Here is a 22,599-nt window from a genome sequence, read left to right as displayed (position 1 = left end):
TCCGACGCCGCGGTCCGCGACGCGAGGTGTCGACATCGCGGACCGGGGGGCGTTCGGCGGGGCCATCTGCGAACAGGTGGCGGTGGTGGTCAGCGCAGGCCGGCGGCGGCGAGGAGGTTGCCCTCCGGCACGGTGAGCCGTGGCCGGCCGTGCGCCATCTGCTGGGCCGCGCGTTCGGCCGCCACGGTGGGGGCCTGGGCGATCGCCGAGGCGTACGCGGACGCGGTGCGGCTGGCGATGGCCGCCCAGCCGTACTGCTCGTGCACCATCGCGCGGGCGCGTCGGGCCAGTGCCCGGGCGTGCTCGGTGTCGGCGAGCAGGGTGTGCACCGCGTCGGTCAACGCCTCCGGGTCGTGTGGACGGAAGGTCACTCCGGTGACACCGGACTCGACGATCTCGGCGAGCCCGCCGGTCTCGGCGACCGCGAGCGGCGCACCGGCGGCGGCACCCTCCAGGGCGACCATGCCGAACGGCTCGTAGATGCTGGGCACCGCGAAGCAGTCCGAGGCGGCCATCACCGCCGGCAGGTCCGTGCCGCCGAGGAAGCCGGGCAGGCTGACCGTGCCGGCCAGACCGAGCCGGTGCACGTCGGCCTCCAACTCGCCACGGTACGGGCCGTCGCCGACGATCACCGCACGCAGACCCGGGTGCCGCTCCCGCAGCCGGGGCAACCCGGCGAGCAGATGCTGCACACCCTTCTCGTACACCAGTCGACCGGCGAAGGTGACCAGTGGACCGTCCCCGGCGAACCGGGCCCGGGCCTGCGCCACCGCGCTCGCCGGCACCCGCCAGCGGTGCGGCTCCACCCCGTTGGGCACCACGTCGACGCGACCGGCCGGCACGCCGAACAGGCCGGTCACCTCGTCGCGCATGTAGCCGGAGCAGACCACCACCCGGGTCGACTCGGTGCTGATCCACTGCTCGACACCGTGGATGGTGCGGTTCATCTCCTCGGGCAGCCAACCCTGGTGCCGGCCCGCCTCGGTGGCGTGGATGGTGCTGACCAGCGGCAGGTCGAGGTGCTCGCGCAGGGTCATCGCGGTGTGCGCGACCAGCCAGTCGTGGGCGTGGATGACGTCGTACCCGCCGGTGGAGACGGCGCGCAGGGCGGCACGGGTGAGGGTGTGGTTGAACGCCATCGTCCAGGCCAGCAGGCTCTCGGTGGCCAGCGGGAAGGTCACCGGGTCCTCGGCGGCGCGGACGACCCGCACCCCGTCGACGTACTCCTCCAGCGGCGCGCCCTCGGCATGACGGGTGACGACGGTGACCTCGTGGCCCGCGGCGACCAGCGCCACCGACAGGGCGTGCACGTGCCGGCCGAGGCCACCCACGAGCACCGGCGGGAACTCCCAGGACAGCATCAGGATGCGGTGGCGGCGCGGCGGGGTGGCCGGGCCGGGCTGCGCCGGGATCTGGGCTCGCGAGGTGAGGGTGGGCCGGTGGGTCCGGTCCGTGGCGGTGGCGGTACGCCCGCCGACCCGCAGGGTCGTCACATCAGTCTCCGTCCGTGCAGGAAGGAACGCGCCGGCGTCGATGACGGCGAAGGAACAAGGTTGGGTTTCGGACACGCGCGGACGCGTCCGGCGGTGCGAGGATCGAGGCATGCGCGACCAGGCGCCAGCGGATCGGGACGATCACCGGCGCATGGACGTCTGCCCGCAACAAGGAAACGTCATCACGGCCGATTCCGCACCTTGAGGACGGTCACAGTGACTGACGGCACGTACGAATTCACTCGAGGTCAGTCGGGCGGATACCAGGCATTCATCCGATCGGATGGATTGGTGGCGGACCGTGCGGGGCATTACCGCCGCGCGCATCCGCCCGGCCCCCGGACGGTGCGCTCATGATGCGGGCGCGCTCATGATTCTTGCCGAAGGAGCGACATGCAGGTCTGGCCGGGCGAGCGGTTCCCCCTCGGTGCGACGTACGACGGGATGGGCACCAATTTCGCGATCTTCTCCGAGGTGGCCCAGCGCATCGAGCTCTGCCTCTTCGACGAGTGGGACGTCGGCCATGAGCGCCGGGTCGAGTTGCGCGAGGTCGACGCGTACGTCTGGCACGCCTACATCCCGGGGGTCGGACCGGGACAGCGGTACGGCTACCGGGTGCACGGCCCGTACGACCCGGCGAACGGGTTGCGCTGCAACCCGCACAAGCTGCTCATCGACCCGTACGCCAAGGCGATCGACTCCGACGTGCGGTGGGATCCGGCGGTCTACGACTACACCCTCGGTGAGCCGGAGCGGATGAGCGAGACCGACTCGGCGCCGTTCATGCCGAAGTCGGTGGTGGTGAACCCGTACTTCGACTGGGGCAACGACGCGCCGCCGCGCATCCCGTACCACCGCTCGGTCATCTACGAGGCGCACGTGCGCGGCCTGACCATGCGACTGCCCGGCATCCCGGAGGAGTTGCGTGGCACGTACGCCGGCATCGCCTCACCCCCGATGATCGACCACCTGACCCGGCTCGGCATCACCGCCATCGAGTTGATGCCGGTCCATGAGTTCGTTCACGACCACCGCCTGGCCGACCTGGGGCTGCGCAACTACTGGGGCTACAACACCATCGGCTTCTTCGCCCCGCACCACGGCTACTCCGCCCTCGGCCACCTGGGCCAGCAGGTGCAGGAGTTCCGGGGCATGGTCAAGGCGCTGCACGCCGCCGGCATCGAGGTCATCCTCGACGTGGTCTACAACCACACCGCCGAGGGCAACCACCTCGGCCCGACGCTGAGCTTCAAGGGCGTCGACAACCCCAGCTACTACCGGCTCAGCGAGTCCGACCGGCGGCACTACGTCGACTACACCGGCACCGGCAACAGCCTCAACGTGCGCAACCCGCACTCGCTGCAACTCATCATGGATTCGCTGCGGTACTGGGTCACCGAGATGCACGTCGACGGGTTCCGCTTCGACCTGGCCGCCACCCTGGCCCGCGAGTTCTACGAGGTGGACCGGCTCTCCACCTTCTTCGAGGTGGTGCAGCAGGACCCGGTGGTCAGCCGGGTCAAGCTGATCGCCGAGCCGTGGGACGTCGGCCCCGGCGGCTACCAGGTGGGCAACTTCCCGCCGCTGTGGACCGAGTGGAACGGCAAGTACCGCGACACCGTCCGCGACTTCTGGCGCGGCGAACCGGCCACCCTGGCCGAGTTCGCCTCCCGCATCTGCGGCTCCGCCGACCTGTACCAGGACGACGGGCGTCGCCCCTTCCACAGCATCAACTTCGTCACCTGCCACGACGGGTTCACCCTGGCCGACCTGGTGTCGTACAACGACAAGCACAACGAGGCCAACGGCGAGGACAACCGGGACGGGGAGAGCCACAACCGGTCCTGGAACTGCGGCGTCGAGGGCGACACCGACGACCCCGGGGTGCTGGCCCTGCGCGCCAGGCAACGGCGCAACTTCATCGCCACCCTGCTGCTCTCCCAGGGCGTACCGATGATCGGCCACGGCGACGAGTTGGGCCGCACCCAACGCGGCAACAACAACGCCTACTGCCAGGACAGCGAACTGGCCTGGGTCGACTGGGACAACGTCGATGACGAGCTGCTCGACTTCACCCGCCGGCTGGTCGCGTTCCGCCGCCAGCACCAGGTGTTCCAACGCCGCCGCTTCTTCACCGGCCTGCCGGTCCGCGGCCGGGGAGCCGACGAACCCCTGCCCGACCTGGCCTGGTACACCCCCGACGGGCGGGAGATGACCGGCGAGGACTGGGGCAACGACTTCGGCCGCTCGGTGGCGCTGTTCGTCAACGGCGACGGCATCCGCGAACGCGGCCAGTACGGCCAACGCCACCACGACGCCTCCTTCTGGCTCTGCTTCAACGCCCACGACGCACCACTGGACTTCACCCCACCGCCGGCCGAGTTCGGTCAGCGCTGGGAGTTGGTGATCAGCACCGCCGAACCTGACCAGGACAAGGGCACCACCGTCGAGGCCGGCGGCACGGTCTGCGTACCGGACCGGTCCCTGGTGGTGCTGGAGAGGGTCGCCTGACATGACCGACACCCCTCGACCGGTCGGCGCCACCTACCGGGTGCAGGTACGCCCCGACTTCGACCTGGACGCCACCGCCGGTCTCGCCGGCTACCTCGCCGACCTCGGCGTCACCCACCTCTACAGCGCGCCGCTGCTGACCGCCGCGCCGGGCAGCACCCACGGCTACGACGTGGTCGACCACCGTCAGGTCAACCCGGAACTCGGCGGCGAACCCGCCCGGCAGCGGCTGCTGCGGGCGCTGCGGTCGGTCGGGCTCGGGCTGGTCGTGGACATCGTGCCCAACCACGCCGGGATTGCCGTACCGGCCGCCAACCCGGCCTGGTGGGACGTGCTGCGCCGGGGGCGCGACTCGGCGTACGCGGACTGGTTCGACATCGACTGGGAACGGGGCCGACTGCTGCTGCCGGTGCTGGCCGAGAGCCCCGACGCGCTGGACGACCTCACGATCGTCGACGGGGAACTGCGCTACCACGAGCACCGCTTCCCGATCGCCGACGGCACCGGCGACGGCAGCCCTCGCGAGGTGCACGACCGGCAGCACTACGAACTGGTCTGCTGGCGGCGCGGCGACACCGAGCTGACGTACCGCCGGTTCTTCGCCGTGGCGAGCCTGGCCGGGCTGCGGGTGGAGGATCCGGCGGTGTTCGCCGCCACCCACGAGCTGATCCTGGCCTGGGCGGCGGCCGGCGAGATCGACGGCATCCGGGTCGATCACCCCGACGGGCTGCGCGACCCGGCCGGCTACCTGGCCCGGCTCCGCGACGCCGCGCCCGACGCGTGGCTGATCGTGGAGAAGATCCTGGAGTACGGCGAGGAACTGCCCGCCTGGCCGGTCGACGGCACCACCGGCTACGACGCCCTCGCGGCGGTCTGCGGACTCTTCGTCGACGGGGACGCCGAAGCCGACTTCACCGCCCTGGACACCCGGCTGACCGGCCGGGCCACCTCCTGGGCCGACCTGACCCACGACACCAAACTCGGCGCCGCCACCCGACTGCTCGCCGCCGAGCTGACCCGACTGGCCGCCCTCGCCCCCGAGGTGGACGCCGACGCCGCCCGCGCCGCCCTGGCCGAGTTGGCCGCCGCGTTCCCGGTCTACCGCGGCTACCCGCCCGACGGGGTACGCCACCTGGCCAACGCCCGCGCCGAAGCCGGCCGCCGCCGCACCGACCTGACCGGCGCGCTGGACGCGGTCACCCGGCGACTGCGCGACCCCGACGACGAACTGGCCCGCCGCTTCCCGCAGTTCACCGGCGCGGTGATGGCCAAGGGGGTGGAGGACACCGCCTACTACCGGTGGAGCCGGTTCGTCGCCCTCAACGAGGTCGGCGGCAGCCCCGCCCACTTCGGCACCCTGCCCGGCCGGTTCCACCGCTTCGCCGTCGCCCGGCACGACCGCTGGCCGACAAGCATGACCACCCTGTCCACCCACGACACCAAACGTGGTGAGGACGTCCGCGCCCGCCTTGCCGTCCTCGCCGAACTGCCGCAACGCTGGGCGCAGCTGGTCACCGGCTGGATGGCGGCCGTGCCGCTGCCCGACGCCGCCCTGGCGCACCTGCTGTGGCAGACCGCCGTCGGCGCCTGGCCCGTCGAGCGTGAGCGCCTGCACGCGTACGCCGAGAAAGCCGCCCGGGAGGCCGCGGCCTCGACCAGCTGGACCGACCCCGACCCGGCCTTCGAACAGGCCATGCACGCCCTCGTCGACGCCATGTACGACGACCCGACCGTCTCGTCGGAGCTGGCCGCCTTCGCCACCGAGATCACCCCGGCCGGCTGGTCCAACTCGCTCGGCCAGAAGCTGATCCAGCTCGCCATGCCCGGCGTGCCGGACACCTACCAGGGCACCGAGCTGTGGGACAACTCCCTGGTCGACCCGGACAACCGCCGCCCGGTCGACTTCGGCGTACGCCGGGAACTGCTGGCCCGGCTCGACGCCGGCTGGCAGCCGGCGGTGGACGACACCGGCGCGGCCAAGCTGCTCGTGGTGTCCCACACCCTGCGGGCCCGCCGGAACCGCCCGGAGCTCTTCGGCGACTACCAGCCGATGCTCGTGCACGGCCCGGCCGCCCGCCACGCCGTCGCCTTCGACCGGGGCGGCGCGGTGGCCGTCGCCACCCGCCTGCCACTGCGGCTGGCCGCCGAGGGCGGCTGGCGCGACACCACCCTGTCATTGCCCGTTAATCAGATGTCGTGCCTGTTCACCGGTCAGGTCTACAGTGATGGACGGGTCCGACTCGCGGACCTGTTGGCCACATATCCCGTCGCTCTGCTGGTGCCCACCACCTGACCCGGGAGGCTGCGTCATGTCCGAATTCACGGTCTGGGCGCCCGAGGCGAAACGGGTACGGCTGCGCCTGCCCGACGCCGACCACGAGATGAGAGCCGGCCGGGGCGGCTGGTGGCGCGTCGAGGTCCCCGCCGCCGGCTCCGACTACGCGTACCTGCTGGACGACGACGACGACCAGGCGTTGCCCGACCCCCGCTCCCGCTGGCAGCCCTTCGGGGTGCACGGCGTCAGCCGCGTCTACGACCATTCGGCCTTCACCTGGACCGACGGCGCCTGGACCGGCCGGCAACTGCCCGGCAGCATCCTCTACGAACTGCACGTCGGCACCTTCACCCCCGAAGGCACCTTCGACGCCGCGATCGACAAGCTCGACCACCTGGTCGACCTCGGCGTCGACATGATCGAGCTGCTGCCGGTCAACGCCTTCAACGGCGAACACAACTGGGGGTACGACGGCGTCTGCTGGTTCGCCCCGCACGAACCGTACGGCGGCCCGGACGGGCTGAAACGGCTGGTCGACGCGGCCCACGCCAAAGGTCTGGGGGTGATCCTCGACGTCGTCTACAACCATTTCGGGCCCTCCGGGGCCTACGCGCCGCGCTTCGCGCCGTACCTCAGCGACCGCACCACCCCCTGGGGACAGGCCGTCAACCTCGACGGCCCGCACTCCGACGGGGTACGCCGCTTCATCCTCGACAGCGTGCTGATGTGGCTGCGCGACTACCACGTCGACGGCCTGCGCCTGGACGCCGTGCACGCCATGCCCGACACCCGCGCGGTGCACCTGCTGGAAGAGATCGCCGTCGAGGTCGAGAGTCTGTCGGTGCACCTGAGCCGCCCGCTGTCGCTGATCGCCGAATCCGACCTCAACGACCCCCGGCTGATCAGCCCACGCGAGGCCGGTGGCTACGGCCTGCAGGCCCAGTGGAACGACGACGCCCACCACGCCCTGCACACCCTGCTCACCGGCGAACGGCAGGGCTACTACGGCGACTTCGGCACCATGGAATGCCTCGCCGAGGTGCTGACCGGCGCCTTCTTCCACACCGGCACCTGGTCGAGCTTCCGCAACCGCCAACACGGCCGCCCGGTCGACCCGCGCACCCCCGGCCACCGCTTCGTGGCGTACCTGCAGAATCACGACCAGATCGGCAACCGCGCGGTCGGTGATCGCCTCTCGGCGTCGCTGTCGCCCGCCATGCTCCGGGTCGGCGCCGTCCTGCTGATGGCCTCGCCCTTCACCCCGATGCTGTTCATGGGGGAGGAGTGGGCCGCCAGCACCCCCTGGCAGTACTTCACCTCGCATCCCGAGCCCGAGCTGGCCACCGCCGTGGTGGTGGGTCGCCGTCAGGAGTTCGCCAGCCACGGCTGGTCCGCCTCGGCGGTGCCCGACCCGCAGGACCGGCAGACGTTCGTACGCTCTCGGTTGGACTGGGCCGAGCTGGACAAACCCGAACACCGGACGATGTACGACTTCTACCGGCGGCTGATCGCGCTACGGAAGTCCCGGCCGGAGCTGTCGGATCCGCACCTGTTCGCGGTCGAGGTGCGGCACGGTGACCGGTTCCTGGTGATGCGCCGTGGTGGGTGCCTGGTGGCGGCGAACCTCGCCGACAAGCCGCAACGGGTGACGTTGCCGGGGGTGGCCCGACGGGTCCTGCTGACCACGGCCGAGGGGGTCACGGTGACCCGCGACCGCATCGACCTACCAGCGGAAACCGCAGCCATCGTGGCGCTGTGACGGAGTCGTCGGCGGGAGTGGGGAGCAAGGTACCTCTCGCACAACTGGTCCGATCGCACAACTGGTCCGATTTCGCTTCTCGCGTTCCCGTTGAGCAGGGCGATGGCCCGGTGACACAAAAGCGCGTGGAGGTTCGACACATGACTGATCGCTGGATCGACTCCGAAGTCGTCTGGATCAAGAGCAGTCGTAGCACCTTGACCCAGGAGTGTGTCGAGGTGGCGGCTGCGCCGACGCATATCCTGGTGAGGGACTCGAAGGACCCGAAGGGCGGCGATGTCCTTGCCTTCGACCGTCCGGCTTGGTGGAACTTCGTCCTCGGCTTCCGGGCGACACGCAGATGACCTTGCCCTTCGGGGGGGGGGTGTGTAGGAGGGTAGGCCACCAGCCACCGCATCGATGAACCTTGCACGGTTGCCGCATGCTGAAGCGCGGGGGAGCCGGGCGTGAGGATCATCGAGGAGTGGCAATGTCAAGATTGTCGGATTGGGAGCGATGGGGCCGTAGAGTTCTTATTCCGCTGCTGACAGTATTGTCTGTTGGGCTTATCGCATTTTCTCCCATTGCGATGACCTGGATGGCGGATCTTCCTGTGCAGTGGGGTCAGCTGTCCGATATGGGCCAGGCGTACGGGGCTACGTCGGCAGTTCTTTCTGGGCTCGCGTTGGCTGGAGTGTCGGCTTCCCTGCTAATCCAGAGCAGTCTGAATCGCATCAGCCAGTTGCACTCAATTCGTCAGCGACAGTTCGATATCGTCAAGCTGGCTCTGGACAACCCTAGGTACCTCTACGTTGATGGCGCTGCCGCGGTCGCTGATCCGGACAACTCGCTGAAGGTCTACGCCAACCTGTTCGTTGGTCACTGGGCTATGGTCTGGGATCTCAGCGAAATGCGTGAGGACACGCTGCGTACCGTGGCGAGGCGACTGTTCGAGGCGCAGTTAGCCCGCGATTGGTGGAGAGCGAACGGCCAGTCGTACCTGAGTTCTCGCAAGAGAAAGAAGTTCTTTGAAATCCTCTCCGAGGAATGTGACATCGCAGCCAACGTGGCCCACATGTCTGCCGCGAAGGCGGCGGCTGATGGTGCGTTGACGCTGCCTCAACCAAATATCTCGAAGGATCCCCGACGTCATCGTCTTGCAGTCGGTATGGTTGCTGGCGTTGGTGTCGGGATCCTGTTGTGTTCGATGGCACGGTGGGGCAGGATGACGCTTGGCGGTTGGGGTACCCCGTTGGGGACACAAGCACATCGGTCCGCGCGACGCGGGTAATTGGCCTGCCGTTGGCGTTGCCCGGCCTTACCGGCCTGGTCACCCTCGTCGACCTCACCTGCGTCGCCCTGGTTGCCGCTCTGCTCGCGCCATCGGTGCTCGTTCCGCGAACGAGTGGCCTCGGAGGTGTGAGATGCCACTCGCTCCCAAGATCGTGCTTGATGTGGGATGAAGGGGCTTCGTTGCGACGGTCAGGCCACTCGATCGCGGATCGAGTGTGATCATGATGTTCCCTGTCAGAGCGCCCTTCGTGGAGCAGGTGGTCCATCCGGCGGCGCGGGCCGACGCCGGGGACGCGGTGGCCGACGCGCGGTCGCGCGAGGAGTGAGGCCAAGCGCGAGCTGTGCAACATGGGCACCTCGGCACTGGGGTTCGATGCCCGGTTCGCCGCGTTCGAGCAGGTGGGCGCGGTGGGGGAGGCGCAGGAGGCACGGTCGTCCTCGATCCCGGATCGAGTGGCATTCCTGCGAGGGGAGGCCACTCGATCCGGGATCGAGCGTGATCATTGGGGGATGGCCAGGTGGCTAGACCCAGGGGGCGGTCGGGTACCAGGGGATGATCTCCCGGCGGGCGAGCAGGCGGACGTCCCAGTAGAGGAACATGAAGGCGCCCGCGATGATGAACGCCACCGCGATGGTGGCGGCCAGCCGGCTCGGCTTGGCGGCGAACCAGCGCTGGAGTCGGCTGCCGACGAACCAGCTCAGCAGCAGGAACATGATCGCCATGATCACGATGTTGCCAATCGACTGGAGGGTGAACGCGGCCGCGCCGTACAGCGGGTTGCCGCTCTCGGCGGCGTCGCGGAACATCTGCCGGAACAGCGGGAACGGCCGTCCGATCAGGAAGCCGGCGATGAGCGCGCCCATGAAGACCAGTGGGGCGTTCGGGTAGCGCTGCGAGATCCGGGCGAACGGGTCGGGCACCACTTTCAGCGCGGCCAGCCCCAGGTAGATCATGACCAGGCCGATGATGCCGTAGACGACCATGGACTGGATGCTGCGCGGTGACAGTGAGCCGGGCACGTTCGGCGCGGTGGAGAACTGCGGCATCGCGGTGCCGACCAGGCCGACGATCGCACCGTAGAGGGCGGAGACCGCGATCATGCCGACCGCCATCCAGCCGAGTGGACGCAACGGTGCCAGGAAGCGGCTCAGCCGGCTGTCGGCCGTACCGGTCAGGGGGGCGAGCGCGCCGAAGGCGGCGATGTTGCAGGCGGTGAAGGTGCCGGCGACCCCGGAGACGAACGCGAAGATCACGCCCGCCACCGCCCCGCTGATCGGCGTCTCCTTCGCGTCGTGGCCCAGCAGGGTGTTGGCGACGTTGTCGCCGATCGTCGAGTCGACGAACTCTGCCGACCAGACGACGGTGAGCAGGAAACCGCCCAGCAGGCTGAGCAGGATGATCAACCCGCGTCGGCGGGGGACGTCTCCGGGAGCGAACAGGGAGGTGGCGCGGGAGTCGGACGGTAGCTGGATCTTGTCGGCGGCCTGCGGAGGGCGGGTACGACGTTCGGCCTGTGTCACGGAAAGACTCCTCAGCATCACAGAGGGTGAGGAATTGATGATGCTGGATTATTCGAGCGTGCCGTTCTCCTGGATTGCGCTATGTCATGCCGGGAAGGTCGATGGCGCGGGTCCGCCGAATCGGCGACACCACCCACCCCGGCTTGCATGGGTATGCGCCGTCGTGCATACTCTTCCTTGTGTCCAAGGTTCTGACCTCCCTGCCCATCGGTGAACGTGTCGGCATCGCCTTCTCCGGCGGCCTCGACACCTCGGTCGCGGTCGCGTGGATGCGCGACAAAGGCGCGATTCCCTGCGCCTACACGGCCGACATCGGCCAGTACGACGAGCCCGACATCGCCTCCGTGCCCGGCCGCGCCCTCAACTACGGCGCCGAGCTGGCCCGGCTGGTCGACTGCCGAGCCGCCCTGGTCGAGGAGGGGCTGGCGGCGCTGACCTGCGGCGCCTTCCACATCCGCTCGGGCGGGCGGGCCTACTTCAACACCACCCCGCTGGGCCGCGCGGTCACCGGGACGCTGCTGGTGCGGGCCATGGTCGAGGACGACGTCCAGATCTGGGGTGACGGCTCCACCTTCAAGGGCAACGACATCGAGCGGTTCTACCGCTACGGCCTGCTGGCCAACCCGCAGCTGCGCATTTACAAGCCGTGGCTGGACGCCGACTTCGTCACCGAACTCGGCGGGCGCAAGGAGATGTCGGAGTGGCTGCTGGAACGCGACCTGCCGTACCGGGACAGCACCGAGAAGGCGTACTCCACCGACGCCAACATCTGGGGCGCCACGCACGAGGCGAAGACCCTGGAGCACCTGGACACCGGCATCGAGACGGTCAACCCGATCATGGGCGTCCGGTTCTGGGACCTGTCGGTGGAGATCCCGACCGAGGACGTCACCATCGGCTTCGACCAGGGCCGCCCGGTGACGATCAACGGCAAGGAGTTCGCCAGCGCGGTCGACCTGGTGCTGGAGGCCAACGCGATCGGCGGCCGGCACGGGCTGGGCATGTCCGACCAGATCGAGAACCGGATCATCGAGGCCAAGAGCCGCGGCATCTACGAGGCCCCCGGTATGGCGCTGCTGCACGCCGCGTACGAGCGGCTGGTCAACGCCATCCACAACGAGGACACCCTGGCCAACTACCACAACGAGGGTCGTCGCCTGGGTCGGCTGATGTACGAGGGCCGCTGGCTGGACCCGCAGGCGCTGATGCTGCGCGAGTCGTTGCAGCGGTGGGTCGGTACGGCGATCACCGGTGAGGTGACGCTGCGGCTGCGCCGGGGCGAGGACTACTCGATCCTGGACACCACCGGCCCGTCCTTCAGCTACCACCCGGACAAGCTGTCGATGGAGCGTACCGAGGACTCGGCGTTCGGTCCGCAGGACCGCATCGGTCAGCTCACCATGCGCAACCTGGACATCGCCGACTCGCGGGCCAAGCTGGAGCAGTACGCGAACCTCGGCATGGTCGGCGGCGGATCCCCGCAGCGGATGGTCGGCGCCGCGCAGGCGGCCTCGACCGGGCTGATCGGCGCGATGCCGCAGGGTGGCGCCGAGGCGATCGCCTCCCGGGGCGTGGCCCCGGCGGAGGACGAGGCCCTCGACCGTGCCGCCATGGAGTTCGGCGTCGACTGACCGTCGCCGCCGGGACCGACTCGTCACCGGCCAGCCCTGTCGCGGCTGGCCGGTGGAGTCGTCGGTGGACGAGGCCGTCAGATGGTGACCACGATCTTGCCCGCCGGGTGCCCGGTGCGCAGATGGCGGATGGCGTCGGCCGCCTCGGCCAGCGGATAGCAGCGGTCGACAGGTGGGGTGAGTGCGCCCGAGTCGATGAGCTCGCGCAGTTCGTCGAGGTCCTCGCTGCGCTCCACAGCACTGACGTTGCGCAGTCGATGGCCGACGAACACCGACAGCAGCGGTGCGCCGAACATCTGCCGGCCGTACCCGCCGAGCAGCCCACCCCGGGTGTACGTGCCGCCGACCAGCGCCAACGTCCCGCGCGGGGTGAGCGCACGGCGCATCAACGACAGCGGGCGGTCGCCGCCGGTGTCGATGATGACGTCGTACACCGGGCCGTCCCGGTCGACCTCCTCGCGGGTGTAGTCGAGCACGTCGTCGGCGCCGAGGGAGCGGACGAAGTCGGCCCTGGCGGGGGAGCAGACGCCGGTGACAGTGGCGCCGTACGCCTTGGCGATCTGCACCGCCTGTGATCCGACGCCGCCGGAGGCCCCGATCACCATGACCCGCTGCCCCGGACGCACCGCGCCGCTGTCACGTACGGCGCGCAGCGCCGTCAACCCGGAGACCGGGGCCGCGGCGGCCTGGGCGAAGGACAGGTTCGCCGGCTTGTGGGCCAGCCGCCGCGCCGAGGTGCTCGTGAACTCGGCGTACGACCCGCGCAGGCAGGTGCCGAACACCTCGTCGCCCGGCCGGAACCGGGTCACCCGGGCACCGACCTCGGTCACCACCCCGGCCAGGTCCCGGCCGCGTACCGCCACCCGGGGGCGGCGCAGCCCGCTGGCCAGGCGCACCAGGTAGGGCTGACCGACCATGAAGATCCAGACGCCGGGGTCCACCGCCGCCGCGCGTACCTGCACGAGCACCTCGTCGTCGCCGACGCGGGGCCGGTCGACCTCGCCCAGCCGCAGTACGTCGGCCGGGCCGTAACTGTCCTGAACGATGGCCCTCACGGTGCCACCTCCTCGGAGTCGGGGTACTGGAACACGTCGTCGAGCCGTACGCCGAACACCCGGGCGATCCGGAACGCCATCTCCAGGGAGGGGGAGTAGCGGCCCTGCTCGATGGCGATCACGGTCTGCCGGGTCACCCCGATCCGTTCGGCGAGATCGGCCTGGGTCATCTCGTCGTGGGCGAAGCGCAACGCCCGGATGTTGTTGGTGACGCGGGTCGGTTTCACCACTGCGGAACGCCCCTGCGGTAGACGATCACCTTCGCCGCCGAGCCGATCACGGCCGACAGGACGAAGCAGAGGTAGATGACGTTGGCGATCCAGAACCAGTCCCACTCGGCCATCGCCATGAGCAACGCCGACACCGCGCCGATGACCACGAACGCGTGGCCGACGTGGTCGCCGAGGCGCCCGATCTCCCGGTCGCGGTCATCCTTGACCCGCGACGCCCGCGGATTGGCCATCCCCATCCCGATCTCGGCCAGCATGCTCGCGACGATGGCGCCGCCCACCGTCCAGAACAGCGCGCCGACATAGGGCACCGCGGTGAGCGACCCGCCGTCGTGCCGGCCCAGCACGACCGCCACATAACCGGCGTACGCGATCACGCTGACCACCAGCATGATCCACGCGCGTTTCTCCTCGTGCGTCACGACGACCTCCCCGACGTTAAGAATCTTTGACATCATCAGAGTAAGGCGTCTTTGACATCGTGTCTAGAAACTTTGACATCGCCGCAGGGTGCATTGATCGACCGGACTGGATCGGAGGGCACCCGCCGGCCCCCGGGGCGGCGCGGCGGTTCACCGCTGGTTCACCCCGTACGCAAAGCTGATTCATAGCCTCGACCGATTGCATGTGCTGGTCCCCGTCGTCACAGAGATCGGCCGACCCGCATGCGTTCGTGGCTCCGTCGGGCTCCGTCCCGCGCCCCAGACCCGCAACCCCGCTCCGGAGCACCATCCACAACCGACGCCTCGGCGGCACATGGTGACGACCGGGACGGACACGCGTTGCGGGCGCCGAGCAGGCTGCACGCCTTCAACCGGTACGAGATCAAGTATCTGGTGCCGACCGGTGACGTCCCGGCGTTGCGTGCGCACTTCGCCGCCCGGATGGACCGCGACAGCCACGGCGGCGACACCGGGTACGGCGTGTGGAGCGTCTACTACGACACCGCCGGGCTGCGCTTCTACTGGGAGAAGATCGAGGGCCTGAAGTTCCGCCGCAAGCTGCGGGTGCGGCACTACGGCGAGGCGTCCACGGTCACCGACGACAGCATCGTGCACGTCGAGATCAAACAGCGGGTCAACCGGGTCACCCAGAAACGCCGGGTGGCGCTGCCGTACCACTTGGCCCGTGACCTGTGCGACCGGCGACAGCTGGTCGAGCACGTCCCGCAGCAGCGGGCCTTCCTCGACGAGGTCCTGGAACTGCTCTGCGGCCTGGACCTGCGCCCGGTGGCGATGACCGGCTACCAGCGCGAGGCGTTCGTCGGCCGGGACTCCGACCTCGGTCTGCGGGTCACCCTCGACCATCGGGTACGCGGCCGCGACCGCGACTTCCACCTCGGCGCAGACGCCGAGAACCGGCTCATCGTGCCGGCCACCTTCTCCGTCCTGGAGATCAAGGCCAACGAGCGGGTGCCGTACTGGCTGACCGACCTGGCCGCCCGGACGAACCTGTCCATCGTCCGCATGTCGAAGTACTGCCAGAGCGTCGAGGCGTTCGGTCACGCCCCCCGCTCCCTCTTCCACGTCCCCGACGACGCCGACCGGGCTACCGCCTGGAGCCCCGTGAAAAGTGAGGTCTGAACCCATGCCGTTGGAGTTCCAGGATCTGTCCGGCACCTTCAGTGTCGGCGACATCGCCCTGGCCCTGTCGCTGTCGTTCCTGCTCAGCGCCATGATCGGGTGGGTCTACCGGTTCACCCACCGCAACGTGTCGTACAGCCAGTCGTACGTGCAGACGCTCGTCATCCTCGGCATGCTCATCTCGCTGATCATGCTGGTGGTCGGCTCCAACATCGCCCGCGCCTTCGCCCTGGTGGGTGCGTTGTCGGTGGTGCGGTTCCGCAACGCCATCAAGGAGACCCGCGACGTCGGATTCATCTTCCTGGTGATGGGCGTGGGCATGGCCTGCGGCACCCGGTTCTACCTGCTGGCGGTGGTCGCCGCCGGGACGATCAGCCTGATCATCGTGCTGATGTACCGCTTCAACTGGTTCGCCTCGAACGTCCAGCGTCAGGTGGTCAAGGTGCAGGTGCCGCCCGGCAGCCACACCGACCACATCCAGGACGTGCTGATCCGCTTCACCAGCGAGTTCGAACTGGTCAGTATGGAGACCATCCGGGGCGGCGCGCTGACCGAGATCATGTACACGGTCCGGTTGACGAAGGGCACCGAACCCGCCGACCTGATCAACGCACTGGCCGAGCGGACCGGTGGCCAGCGGGTGACCGTGCTGACCGGCTACGACCAGACGGACCTGTGATGCGCTGGAAGCACCGGATCCCGATCCGGATCCGGCACTACTGGAAGTTCCTGGCGGGCTGCCTCGCGTTTGCGCTGGTGCTCACCGTGACGCTCAGTTCGGTGCCGATCCGCCCGTACGTGACAAGCAGCAGCGCCAGCGGTGGCGACGTGGTCACCCAGGACATCGCCGGCACCGTCGACCTCTTCGACGAGACGGTGGCGCACCGCATCGAACTCGTCTTCCGCGACGCCGACTACGAACGCATGCTTGACGCCTTCTACGACGCGGGGGAGAAGGAGTACCTGGAGGCCGACCTGGTCATCGACGGCACCGCCATCCCCAGCGTCGGCATCCGACTCAAGGGCAACTCCACCCTGCGTAGCCTGACCCGCAACGGCGAAACCCCGCAACGGGCGGGCGGCCAGGGCGGCCCCGGCGGTCCGGGAGGTCCGGGAGGTCCCGGCGGTCCCGGGGGTCCCGGGGGTCCCGGGGGACAAGGCGGACCCGGGGGTCCGGGTGGCGACGGTGGACCCAGAGGGCCTGGGGAGCAAGGTGCCCCTGACGCGCCGGGCGGGCAGGAGGGCCAGACCGGTCGGGCGGGTGGTCGGCCCGCAGGTGATGGGTTCTCCACCGCGACGTTGAAGGCCGATGAGCCGGAGACCTTGCCGTGGCTGATCCGTTTCGACGAGTACGTCGACGGTCGTCGGTACCAGGGCCACCGGGAGATCGCGGTACGGGTGGCGGGGATGGGCGGCGGCGCCACCGTGCTCAACGAGGCGGTCACCCTCGACCTGCTCGCCGCCGCCGGCGAGGTGACCCAGCAGTACGCCTACACCAGCTTCACCGTCAACGACCGGCCCACCACGGCGCGGCTGGTGGTCGAACATCCCGACGAGCACTTCGCCGAGGACTTCGACGGCCCGGGGGTGCTCTACAAGGCCCTGGCCACCAGCGAGTTCACCGACCAGGGCGACGACCAGACCGGGTACGCCGACGACTTCAAGCAGATCACCATGAAGGGCAGCCAGGACCTGCAACCGGTCATCGACCTGATCAGATGGGTCGACACCGCCGACGACTCCGAGTTCGACGAGCAGCTCGCCGACCGGCTCGACGTGACGTCCTTCGCCCGGTACGTGGCCTGGCAGAACCTGCTGCTCAACTTCGACGACATGTCCGGTCCTGGCCGCAACTACTACCTCTGGTACGACCTGGGCGCGAAACGGTTCACGGTGATCGGCTGGGACTACAACCTGGCGTTCGGCGGCAGCGCCGACCAGGGCCCGCACGAACAGGGCCGACTCGGCGGCCGAGCCATGCCCGGTGCCGCCAGGCCCGGTGACACCGGTGGCGCTGAGCCTGGCGACACCGCCGGACCTGGCGACACGGCAGGGTTTGGCGACACGGCCGGGCCTGGCCGCAGCGGCCACCGGCTCAAGGAGCGCTTCCTGGCCAGCGAGAAGTTCACCCAGCTGTACGAGGACACGTACCGTGACCTCTATCAGCAGGTCTACCGTGACGGTGCGGCCCTGGCCGCGGTGGACGCGATCACCGAGGTGCTGGCCACCGTGGACGGGCACGCCGCCGCGGTCGTCACCAGCGACGCCCAGCGGCTGCGCACCCTGATCCAGCAGCGCACCGAGGCCCTCGCCGGCAATGAGGTGATCACCCGAAGCTGAGTCACGCCCTGCGGCCTCCCGCAGACCCGATCAGCTGCCGCCGGTCGCCCCGGAGGAGAGCAGCGCGTCGAGGGCGTTCAGCGTCCACGCCCAGGATTCCTCGCTGTCGGGGACGCTGTGGCTGAACGCGCCACCCAGGTCCAGGCTGGCGAAGCCGTGGAACACGCTACCGAGCAGGCGTACCGCATGGGTCTGCTCGGGCTCGCCCAGCCGGTAGCCGCGCAGGACCGCGCGGGCCAGCTGGGAGTGCCGGGGGCCGGCGCTGGCCGCCGCCGTCGCCGGGTCGAGCCGCAGTTGGCTGGCGGCGTACCGGCCGGGGTGTTCGCGGGCGTAGTCGCGGTAGACGTTGCCGAGCGCGACCAGGGCGTCCTTGCCGGCCCGGCCGGCCACGGCCTCGGCGGCCCGGTCGGCCAGCTCGTTCAGCGCGAACAGCGCGATGCGCACCTTCAGGTCCTGGGTGCTGCGGATGTGCGCGTACAGGCTGGCCACCTTGACGCCGCAGCGTTGCGCCAGCGCGGAGGCGGTGACCTGGTCGAAGCCGACCTCGTCGGCAAGCTCCGCACCTTCGGCCGCCAGGCGCTGCGGGGTCAGTCCCAGCCGTGCCATGTTCCCTCCAGGGTCCGTGTGTCATGACACTCTTAATGCCTTTGCCTAAGGTCTTTAGGAAAAATACCATGGCCTTATGGAAGCACTGACCGAGTCAGAGATCCGTGCCGCTTTCGTCAACTGCAGCAAGGGGGAGGCGAAGCGCCTGTTCGTGCCGCGCGACCTCGCCACCCGGCCCTGGGCCGACCTGGATTACCTGGGCTGGCGTGACCCGAAGGCGGAAGACCGCGCCTATCTGGTCACCGAGCAGGCAGGCCGCCTCGCCGCGCTGGTCCTGCGCAGCCCGAGCGCGGCGGCCGGGCGGGGCAGCCGCAACATGTGCTCGATCTGCCTGACCTCCCCGGAGGCCGGGGTCAGCCTGCTCGTCGCCCCCAGAGCCGGTCGAGCCGGCCGGGACGGCAGTTCGGTGGGCACCTACCTGTGTAGCGACCTGTCCTGCTCGCTCTACCTGCGCGGCAAGAAGGACGCCGGGGCGGGTGCGCGGCTGCACGAGACGATCAGCCTGGACGAGAAAATTGCCCGTACCACCACCAATTTGGCAGGCTTCATAGCGAAGGTGATGAACTGACCGGTTCGTCGTCACCTGCCGACTGGAAGGATGCGATTTTGCTCAGCACCACCCGCCGTACCCGTGCCGGTGTGCTCGCCGCCGCGGTGACGGCTGCGCTGCTCACCGGATGCTCGTCCGACACCCCGGCCGCGCCCGCGTCGCCGGACCCGGGCACCTCGTCGGCCACCCCGTCGGCCGCGCCGGTCGCCGTCGACTTCGGCCCGCTGGAGCAGGAGTTCGACGCCCGCCTCGGCGTGTACGCCGTCGACACCGGCACCGGGCGCACCGTCGCGCACCGGGCCGACGAGCGCTTCGCGTACGCCTCGACGTTCAAGGCCCTGGCCGCCGCCGCGGTCCTGAAGGCGACCAGCGCGCAGGAGTTGGACCAGGTCGTCCGCTACTCCCGCGATGACCTGGTCACCTACTCGCCGATCACCGAGCAGCATGTGGCGACCGGCATGACGCTGCGCGCGATCGCGGACGCGGCGGTGCGCTACAGCGACAACACCGCCGGCAACCTGCTCTTCGACCGTCTCGGTGGTCCGGCCGGTTTCAAGCAGGCACTGCGCGACATCGGCGACGACGTCACCGAGCCGGTGCGGATCGAGACGGCACTCAACGAGGCCACCCCGGGCGACGTCCGCGACACCAGCACGCCCCGCGCGCTGGCCACCTCGCTGCGGGCGTACGCGGTCGACGACGCGCTCACCACCGAGGACCGGGACGTGCTCGTCGACTGGCTCAAGCGCAACACCACCGGGGAGAAGGTGATCCGGGCCGGCACGCCCGACGGCTGGGTGGTCGGCGACAAGACCGGTTCCGGCGGCTACGGCACCCGCAACGACATCGCGGTGATCTGGCCGCCGGACCGCGAGCCCATCGTGCTGGCCGTGCTCTCCAGCCGGGACGCCGAGGACGCCGAGACGAACGACGCCCTCCTCGCCCGCGCCGCCGAACTCACCCTGAACGCCCTGCGCTGAGGCGCGGATCAGGGCGCGGCGGGGCCGGTCAGGTCGAAGTGCGCGGTGACCGGCGAGTTGCGCACCCGCAGGGTCCGGGCGTCGTCGATGCCGGCGGCGTTCGGATACCAGCGGCTCGGGGTGTACGCGCAGTCGCAGCGCAGCAGCACCCGCTGCCCGGGCAGCAGCCGCAGGTGGTAACTCTCGGCGGCATCGGCCACCCCCACCACGTCGCCGGTGCGCGCGTGGAAGGCGACGACCTGCGAGTAGAACGGCATCTCGGCGGTGGTGATCGTGCCGCTGACCACCGTGCCGGCGCGCAGCGCCGCATCGGCGGTGACGGTGGCGCCGGCGCGTACCCGTACCGTTGCGGCCCGTAGCCGGTCGGTGGTCGCCCCGGACCACTGGCTGGCCAGCCCGTAGCCGGTGAAGTACAACGGCCATCGGTACGGCCCGAGGCCGGTCATCGTGTAGCGGCCGTCGTCGTCGGTGAGCGCGCCCTGGCTGCCGTACTTGGGGTGCTGGATCTCCGGCAGCAGCAGCACCGAGCCACCGGACACCGGAGTACCGTCCGCGACGCGGGTCAGTCGGCCGGTCACCGTGCCGGGCGGGTCGAGGCGTACCAGGGGTGCGGTGACGACCCGACCCGGTCGTACGTGGACGATCGCGGCCCGCTCCCGCTGGCCGGTGCCGCCGTGCCGGCCGACCCACTGCGCGCCGTACCGGACGCTGTCGTACGGGCGGACCAGCAGGTGGTAGCGGCCGGGTGCCACGTTGGTGGCGACCGCCGAGCCGCCGTCGACGTCGGTGCAGCCGGCGTGCCGGCCCTGTTGCACCTCGCCCAGGCCCACGACGGTGGACGGGTCACGGTCGGCGGGAACCAGGTTCAGGCAGGCCCGCGTGGCGGTGCCGGTGACGGCGTCCCGGACGACGGTACGCACCTCGCCGGTGCTGGCCGTGCCGGGCTTCCCGACGGTGACAGGTTGACCGCCGAGGCCGACGCCGGCCGGTCGGCTGTCGGGGATGGCACTGGCAGGTTGGCTGCCGGGGACGGCGCTGGCAGGTTGGCTGGCGGCGGCGGGCAGCGGATGGCCGAGGCCGATGAGGAGCGCGAGGGCGGTGAACGCGACGGCGGGACGTGACAGCGACATCGGCGGATCCTCTCGACCCGGCGGAGGGAAACGCACTCACCGTAATCGTTGTATCCGCACCGTCACGCAGAGTGTCAGGAGTCGGTCAGGGGATCGGCCACTCGTGCACCGGGCGGTTGCTGTGCATCAGCTCCACATAGTGCCGGACCACCTCGCGCAACGCCGTCGGCCGGTCGAGCTGGTCGGTCGACTCCAGCCGGTGCAGGGTGGCGATCTGCCAGGTCGCGCCGTTGCGTCCGGTCAGGCACCGTTGCTCGATGATGCCCAGCAGGCGGTCCCGCTCGTCCGGATCCAGACCCCACCGGTCCAGGCCGTACTGTGCCAGCGGCAACAGCCGCCGCAGCACCAGCTCGGTGACGGGCAGGTAGCCCAGGCCCGGCCAGAAGACGTGCGCGTCGATGCCGTGCCGGGCGCAGGTGTTGAAGTTCTCCTCGGCGGCGCTGAACGACATCTGCGACCACAGTGGCCGGTCGGCCTCGGCCAGTGCCCGGACCAGTCCGAAGTAGAACGCCCCGTTGGCGACCGTGTCCAGCACGGTCGGCCCGGCAGGCAGCACCCGATTCTCCACCCGCAGGTGCGGGCGACCCCGGAACACGTCGTAGACCGGCCGGTTCCACCGGTAGACGGTGCCGTTGTGCAGCCGCAACTCGGCAAGCGTCGGCACGCCACCGCTGGCGAGGGTCTCCGACGGGTCCTCCGCATCGCAGACCGGCAGCAGCGCCGGGAAGTACCGCACGTTCTCCTCGAACAGGTCGAACACCGAGGTGATCCACCGCTCACCGAACCACACCCGAGGGCGTACGCCCTGGGTCTTGATCTCCTCGGCGCGGGTGTCGGTGGCCTGCTGGAACAGTGGGATGCGGGTCTCGCGCCACAACTCGCGACCGAAGAACAGCGGCGAGTTGGCGCCGAGCGCCACCTGGACCCCGGCGATGGCCTGAGCCGCGTTCCAGTAGTCGGCGAACTGGTTCGGCCCGACCTGGACGTGGAACTGGGTGCTGGTGCAGGCCGCCTCCGGCGTGATGGTGTCGGCGGTGACCGCCAACCGCTCCACCCCGTTGATGGCGATCCGCAGGTCCTCGCCACGGGCCGCGAAGATCTGCTCGTTGAGCAGCGCGTACCGGGGGTTCGCCGACAGGGCGGCCGCGGTCAGGTGCTCGGGCAGCACGGTCGGCAGGATGCCGATCATCACCAGGTGCGCGCCGACCGTGCGGGCCCGTTGGTCGGCGGCGTTGAGGGTGGCCCGGAGGTGTTCCTCGAACTCGACGGTGCCGGTGCCGTTCAGCTGGCGGGGCGTCACGTTGATCTCGATGTTGAACTGGCCCAGCTCGGTCTGGAAGCTCGGATCGGCGATCGCCTGCAACACGTCGGCGTTGCGCATCGCCGGCATCGAGTCCTCGTCGACCAGGTTCAACTCGATTTCCAGGCCGGTCATCGGTCGTTCGATCTCGAAGCGGGACTCGCGCAGCATCTCGGCGAAGACGTCGAGGCAACGGCGCACCTTGTCCCGGTAGCGAGCCCGATCCTGGCGGCTGAACGTCTGTACGCCGACTTCCTCGCCCATGGTCACCACCTTGTCACCACTGGTACCCCCAACGTCGCATGTCCATGCACTCTGAGAAAAGTCCTAACGTCCAGTTACCCACCATCCGGTACGCGGTGA

General features: G+C 69.7%; 19 protein-coding genes. 11 read left to right on the top strand and 8 right to left on the bottom strand.

Annotated features, from left to right (window positions below):
* Window positions 1-89: 89 nt before the first annotated feature.
* A complete protein-coding gene (locus JMF97_RS17970) occupies window positions 90-1,493 on the bottom strand; it encodes a glycosyltransferase family 4 protein (RefSeq protein ID WP_203222606.1) in 1,404 nt (467 codons plus the stop codon).
* Window positions 1,494-1,886: 393 nt separating this feature from the next.
* On the opposite strand from JMF97_RS17970, the gene glgX reads away from it, so the two are divergent.
* From glgX to JMF97_RS17945, 5 genes are all read left to right on the top strand, one after another.
* Window positions 1,887-4,004, top strand: a complete 2,118-nt coding sequence (gene glgX, locus JMF97_RS17965; protein WP_203222605.1) for a glycogen debranching protein GlgX — start codon at window positions 1,887-1,889, stop codon at window positions 4,002-4,004.
* A gap of 1 nt (window position 4,005) precedes the next feature.
* Window positions 4,006-6,297, top strand: a complete 2,292-nt coding sequence (gene treY, locus JMF97_RS17960; protein WP_203222604.1) for a malto-oligosyltrehalose synthase — start codon at window positions 4,006-4,008, stop codon at window positions 6,295-6,297.
* A gap of 16 nt (window positions 6,298-6,313) precedes the next feature.
* Window positions 6,314-8,038, top strand: a complete 1,725-nt coding sequence (treZ, locus tag JMF97_RS17955) for a malto-oligosyltrehalose trehalohydrolase (protein ID WP_203222603.1) — start codon at window positions 6,314-6,316, stop codon at window positions 8,036-8,038.
* Between the two features lie 140 nt (window positions 8,039-8,178).
* Complete coding sequence (locus JMF97_RS17950) at window positions 8,179-8,382, top strand: DUF397 domain-containing protein (RefSeq protein ID WP_203222602.1); 204 nt, start codon at window positions 8,179-8,181, stop codon at window positions 8,380-8,382.
* 77 nt (window positions 8,383-8,459) lie between these two features.
* On the top strand, window positions 8,460-9,308 hold the full coding sequence (locus tag JMF97_RS17945) for a DUF6082 family protein (RefSeq protein ID WP_203222601.1): 849 nt from the start codon (window positions 8,460-8,462) through the stop codon (window positions 9,306-9,308).
* A gap of 524 nt (window positions 9,309-9,832) precedes the next feature.
* Here the strand turns inward: JMF97_RS17945 and JMF97_RS17940 are convergent.
* Complete coding sequence (locus tag JMF97_RS17940) at window positions 9,833-10,831, bottom strand: sulfite exporter TauE/SafE family protein (protein ID WP_203222600.1); 999 nt, start codon at window positions 10,829-10,831, stop codon at window positions 9,833-9,835.
* Between the two features lie 179 nt (window positions 10,832-11,010).
* On the opposite strand from JMF97_RS17940, the gene argG reads away from it, so the two are divergent.
* A complete protein-coding gene (gene argG / locus JMF97_RS17935; protein WP_013734404.1) occupies window positions 11,011-12,462 on the top strand; it encodes an argininosuccinate synthase in 1,452 nt (483 codons plus the stop codon).
* Window positions 12,463-12,539: 77 nt separating this feature from the next.
* Here argG and JMF97_RS17930 read toward each other — a convergent pair whose 3' ends face one another.
* Genes JMF97_RS17930 through JMF97_RS17920 form a run of 3 tightly spaced genes read right to left on the bottom strand, consistent with a single transcriptional unit; the run spans window position 12,540 to window position 14,169 of the window.
* On the bottom strand, window positions 12,540-13,517 hold the full coding sequence (locus JMF97_RS17930) for an NAD(P)-dependent alcohol dehydrogenase (RefSeq protein WP_203222599.1): 978 nt from the start codon (window positions 13,515-13,517) through the stop codon (window positions 12,540-12,542).
* Window positions 13,514-13,747, bottom strand: coding sequence for a helix-turn-helix transcriptional regulator (locus JMF97_RS17925; protein ID WP_203222598.1), 234 nt, complete (start codon window positions 13,745-13,747; stop codon window positions 13,514-13,516). Before JMF97_RS17925 ends, JMF97_RS17930 begins: the two co-directional genes overlap by 4 nt.
* Window positions 13,741-14,169, bottom strand: a complete 429-nt coding sequence (locus JMF97_RS17920; RefSeq protein ID WP_203222597.1) for a hypothetical protein — start codon at window positions 14,167-14,169, stop codon at window positions 13,741-13,743. The genes JMF97_RS17925 and JMF97_RS17920 overlap by 7 nt, the downstream gene beginning before the upstream one ends.
* A 360-nt stretch (window positions 14,170-14,529) precedes the next feature.
* Between JMF97_RS17920 and JMF97_RS17915 the strand changes: the two genes are divergently transcribed.
* Genes JMF97_RS17915 through JMF97_RS17905 form a run of 3 tightly spaced genes read left to right on the top strand, consistent with a single transcriptional unit; the run spans window position 14,530 to window position 17,670 of the window.
* Window positions 14,530-15,330, top strand: coding sequence for a polyphosphate polymerase domain-containing protein (locus JMF97_RS17915; protein WP_238359580.1), 801 nt, complete (start codon window positions 14,530-14,532; stop codon window positions 15,328-15,330).
* Between the two features lie 4 nt (window positions 15,331-15,334).
* The gene (locus JMF97_RS17910) at window positions 15,335-16,009 is read left to right on the top strand and encodes a DUF4956 domain-containing protein (RefSeq protein ID WP_203222595.1); all 675 of its coding nucleotides are present in this window, start codon (window positions 15,335-15,337) and stop codon (window positions 16,007-16,009) included.
* Window positions 16,009-17,670, top strand: coding sequence for a CotH kinase family protein (locus tag JMF97_RS17905; protein WP_203222594.1), 1,662 nt, complete (start codon window positions 16,009-16,011; stop codon window positions 17,668-17,670). The genes JMF97_RS17910 and JMF97_RS17905 overlap by 1 nt, the downstream gene beginning before the upstream one ends.
* A 30-nt stretch (window positions 17,671-17,700) precedes the next feature.
* Here JMF97_RS17905 and JMF97_RS17900 read toward each other — a convergent pair whose 3' ends face one another.
* Window positions 17,701-18,276 carry a TetR/AcrR family transcriptional regulator gene (locus JMF97_RS17900; protein ID WP_203222593.1) on the bottom strand — a complete coding sequence of 192 codons (576 nt, stop codon included), beginning with the start codon at window positions 18,274-18,276 and terminating at the stop codon, window positions 17,701-17,703.
* Between the two features lie 76 nt (window positions 18,277-18,352).
* Here JMF97_RS17900 and JMF97_RS17895 point away from each other — a divergent pair, with 76 nt between their 5' ends.
* Together JMF97_RS17895 and bla are read left to right on the top strand one after the other, a co-directional pair.
* Complete coding sequence (locus tag JMF97_RS17895; RefSeq protein WP_203222592.1) at window positions 18,353-18,844, top strand: FBP domain-containing protein; 492 nt, start codon at window positions 18,353-18,355, stop codon at window positions 18,842-18,844.
* A 35-nt stretch (window positions 18,845-18,879) separates the two neighbouring features.
* Window positions 18,880-19,806 carry a class A beta-lactamase gene (gene bla, locus JMF97_RS17890; RefSeq protein WP_438803766.1) on the top strand — a complete coding sequence of 309 codons (927 nt, stop codon included), beginning with the start codon at window positions 18,880-18,882 and terminating at the stop codon, window positions 19,804-19,806.
* An 8-nt stretch (window positions 19,807-19,814) separates the two neighbouring features.
* On the opposite strand, the gene JMF97_RS17885 is transcribed toward bla, so the two are convergent.
* Complete coding sequence (locus tag JMF97_RS17885; protein ID WP_203222590.1) at window positions 19,815-20,936, bottom strand: carboxypeptidase-like regulatory domain-containing protein; 1,122 nt, start codon at window positions 20,934-20,936, stop codon at window positions 19,815-19,817.
* 85 nt (window positions 20,937-21,021) lie between these two features.
* Complete coding sequence (locus JMF97_RS17880; RefSeq protein ID WP_203222589.1) at window positions 21,022-22,500, bottom strand: glutamate-cysteine ligase family protein; 1,479 nt, start codon at window positions 22,498-22,500, stop codon at window positions 21,022-21,024.
* Window positions 22,501-22,599: the final 99 nt, after the last annotated feature.

The organism is Micromonospora fiedleri (assembly GCF_016774385.1).
In the GTDB taxonomy this organism is placed as follows: domain Bacteria; phylum Actinomycetota; class Actinomycetes; order Mycobacteriales; family Micromonosporaceae; genus Micromonospora; species Micromonospora gifhornensis.
Note: the sequence above shows the minus strand (reverse complement) of the source record. Positions and strands in the feature narration are given on the sequence as shown.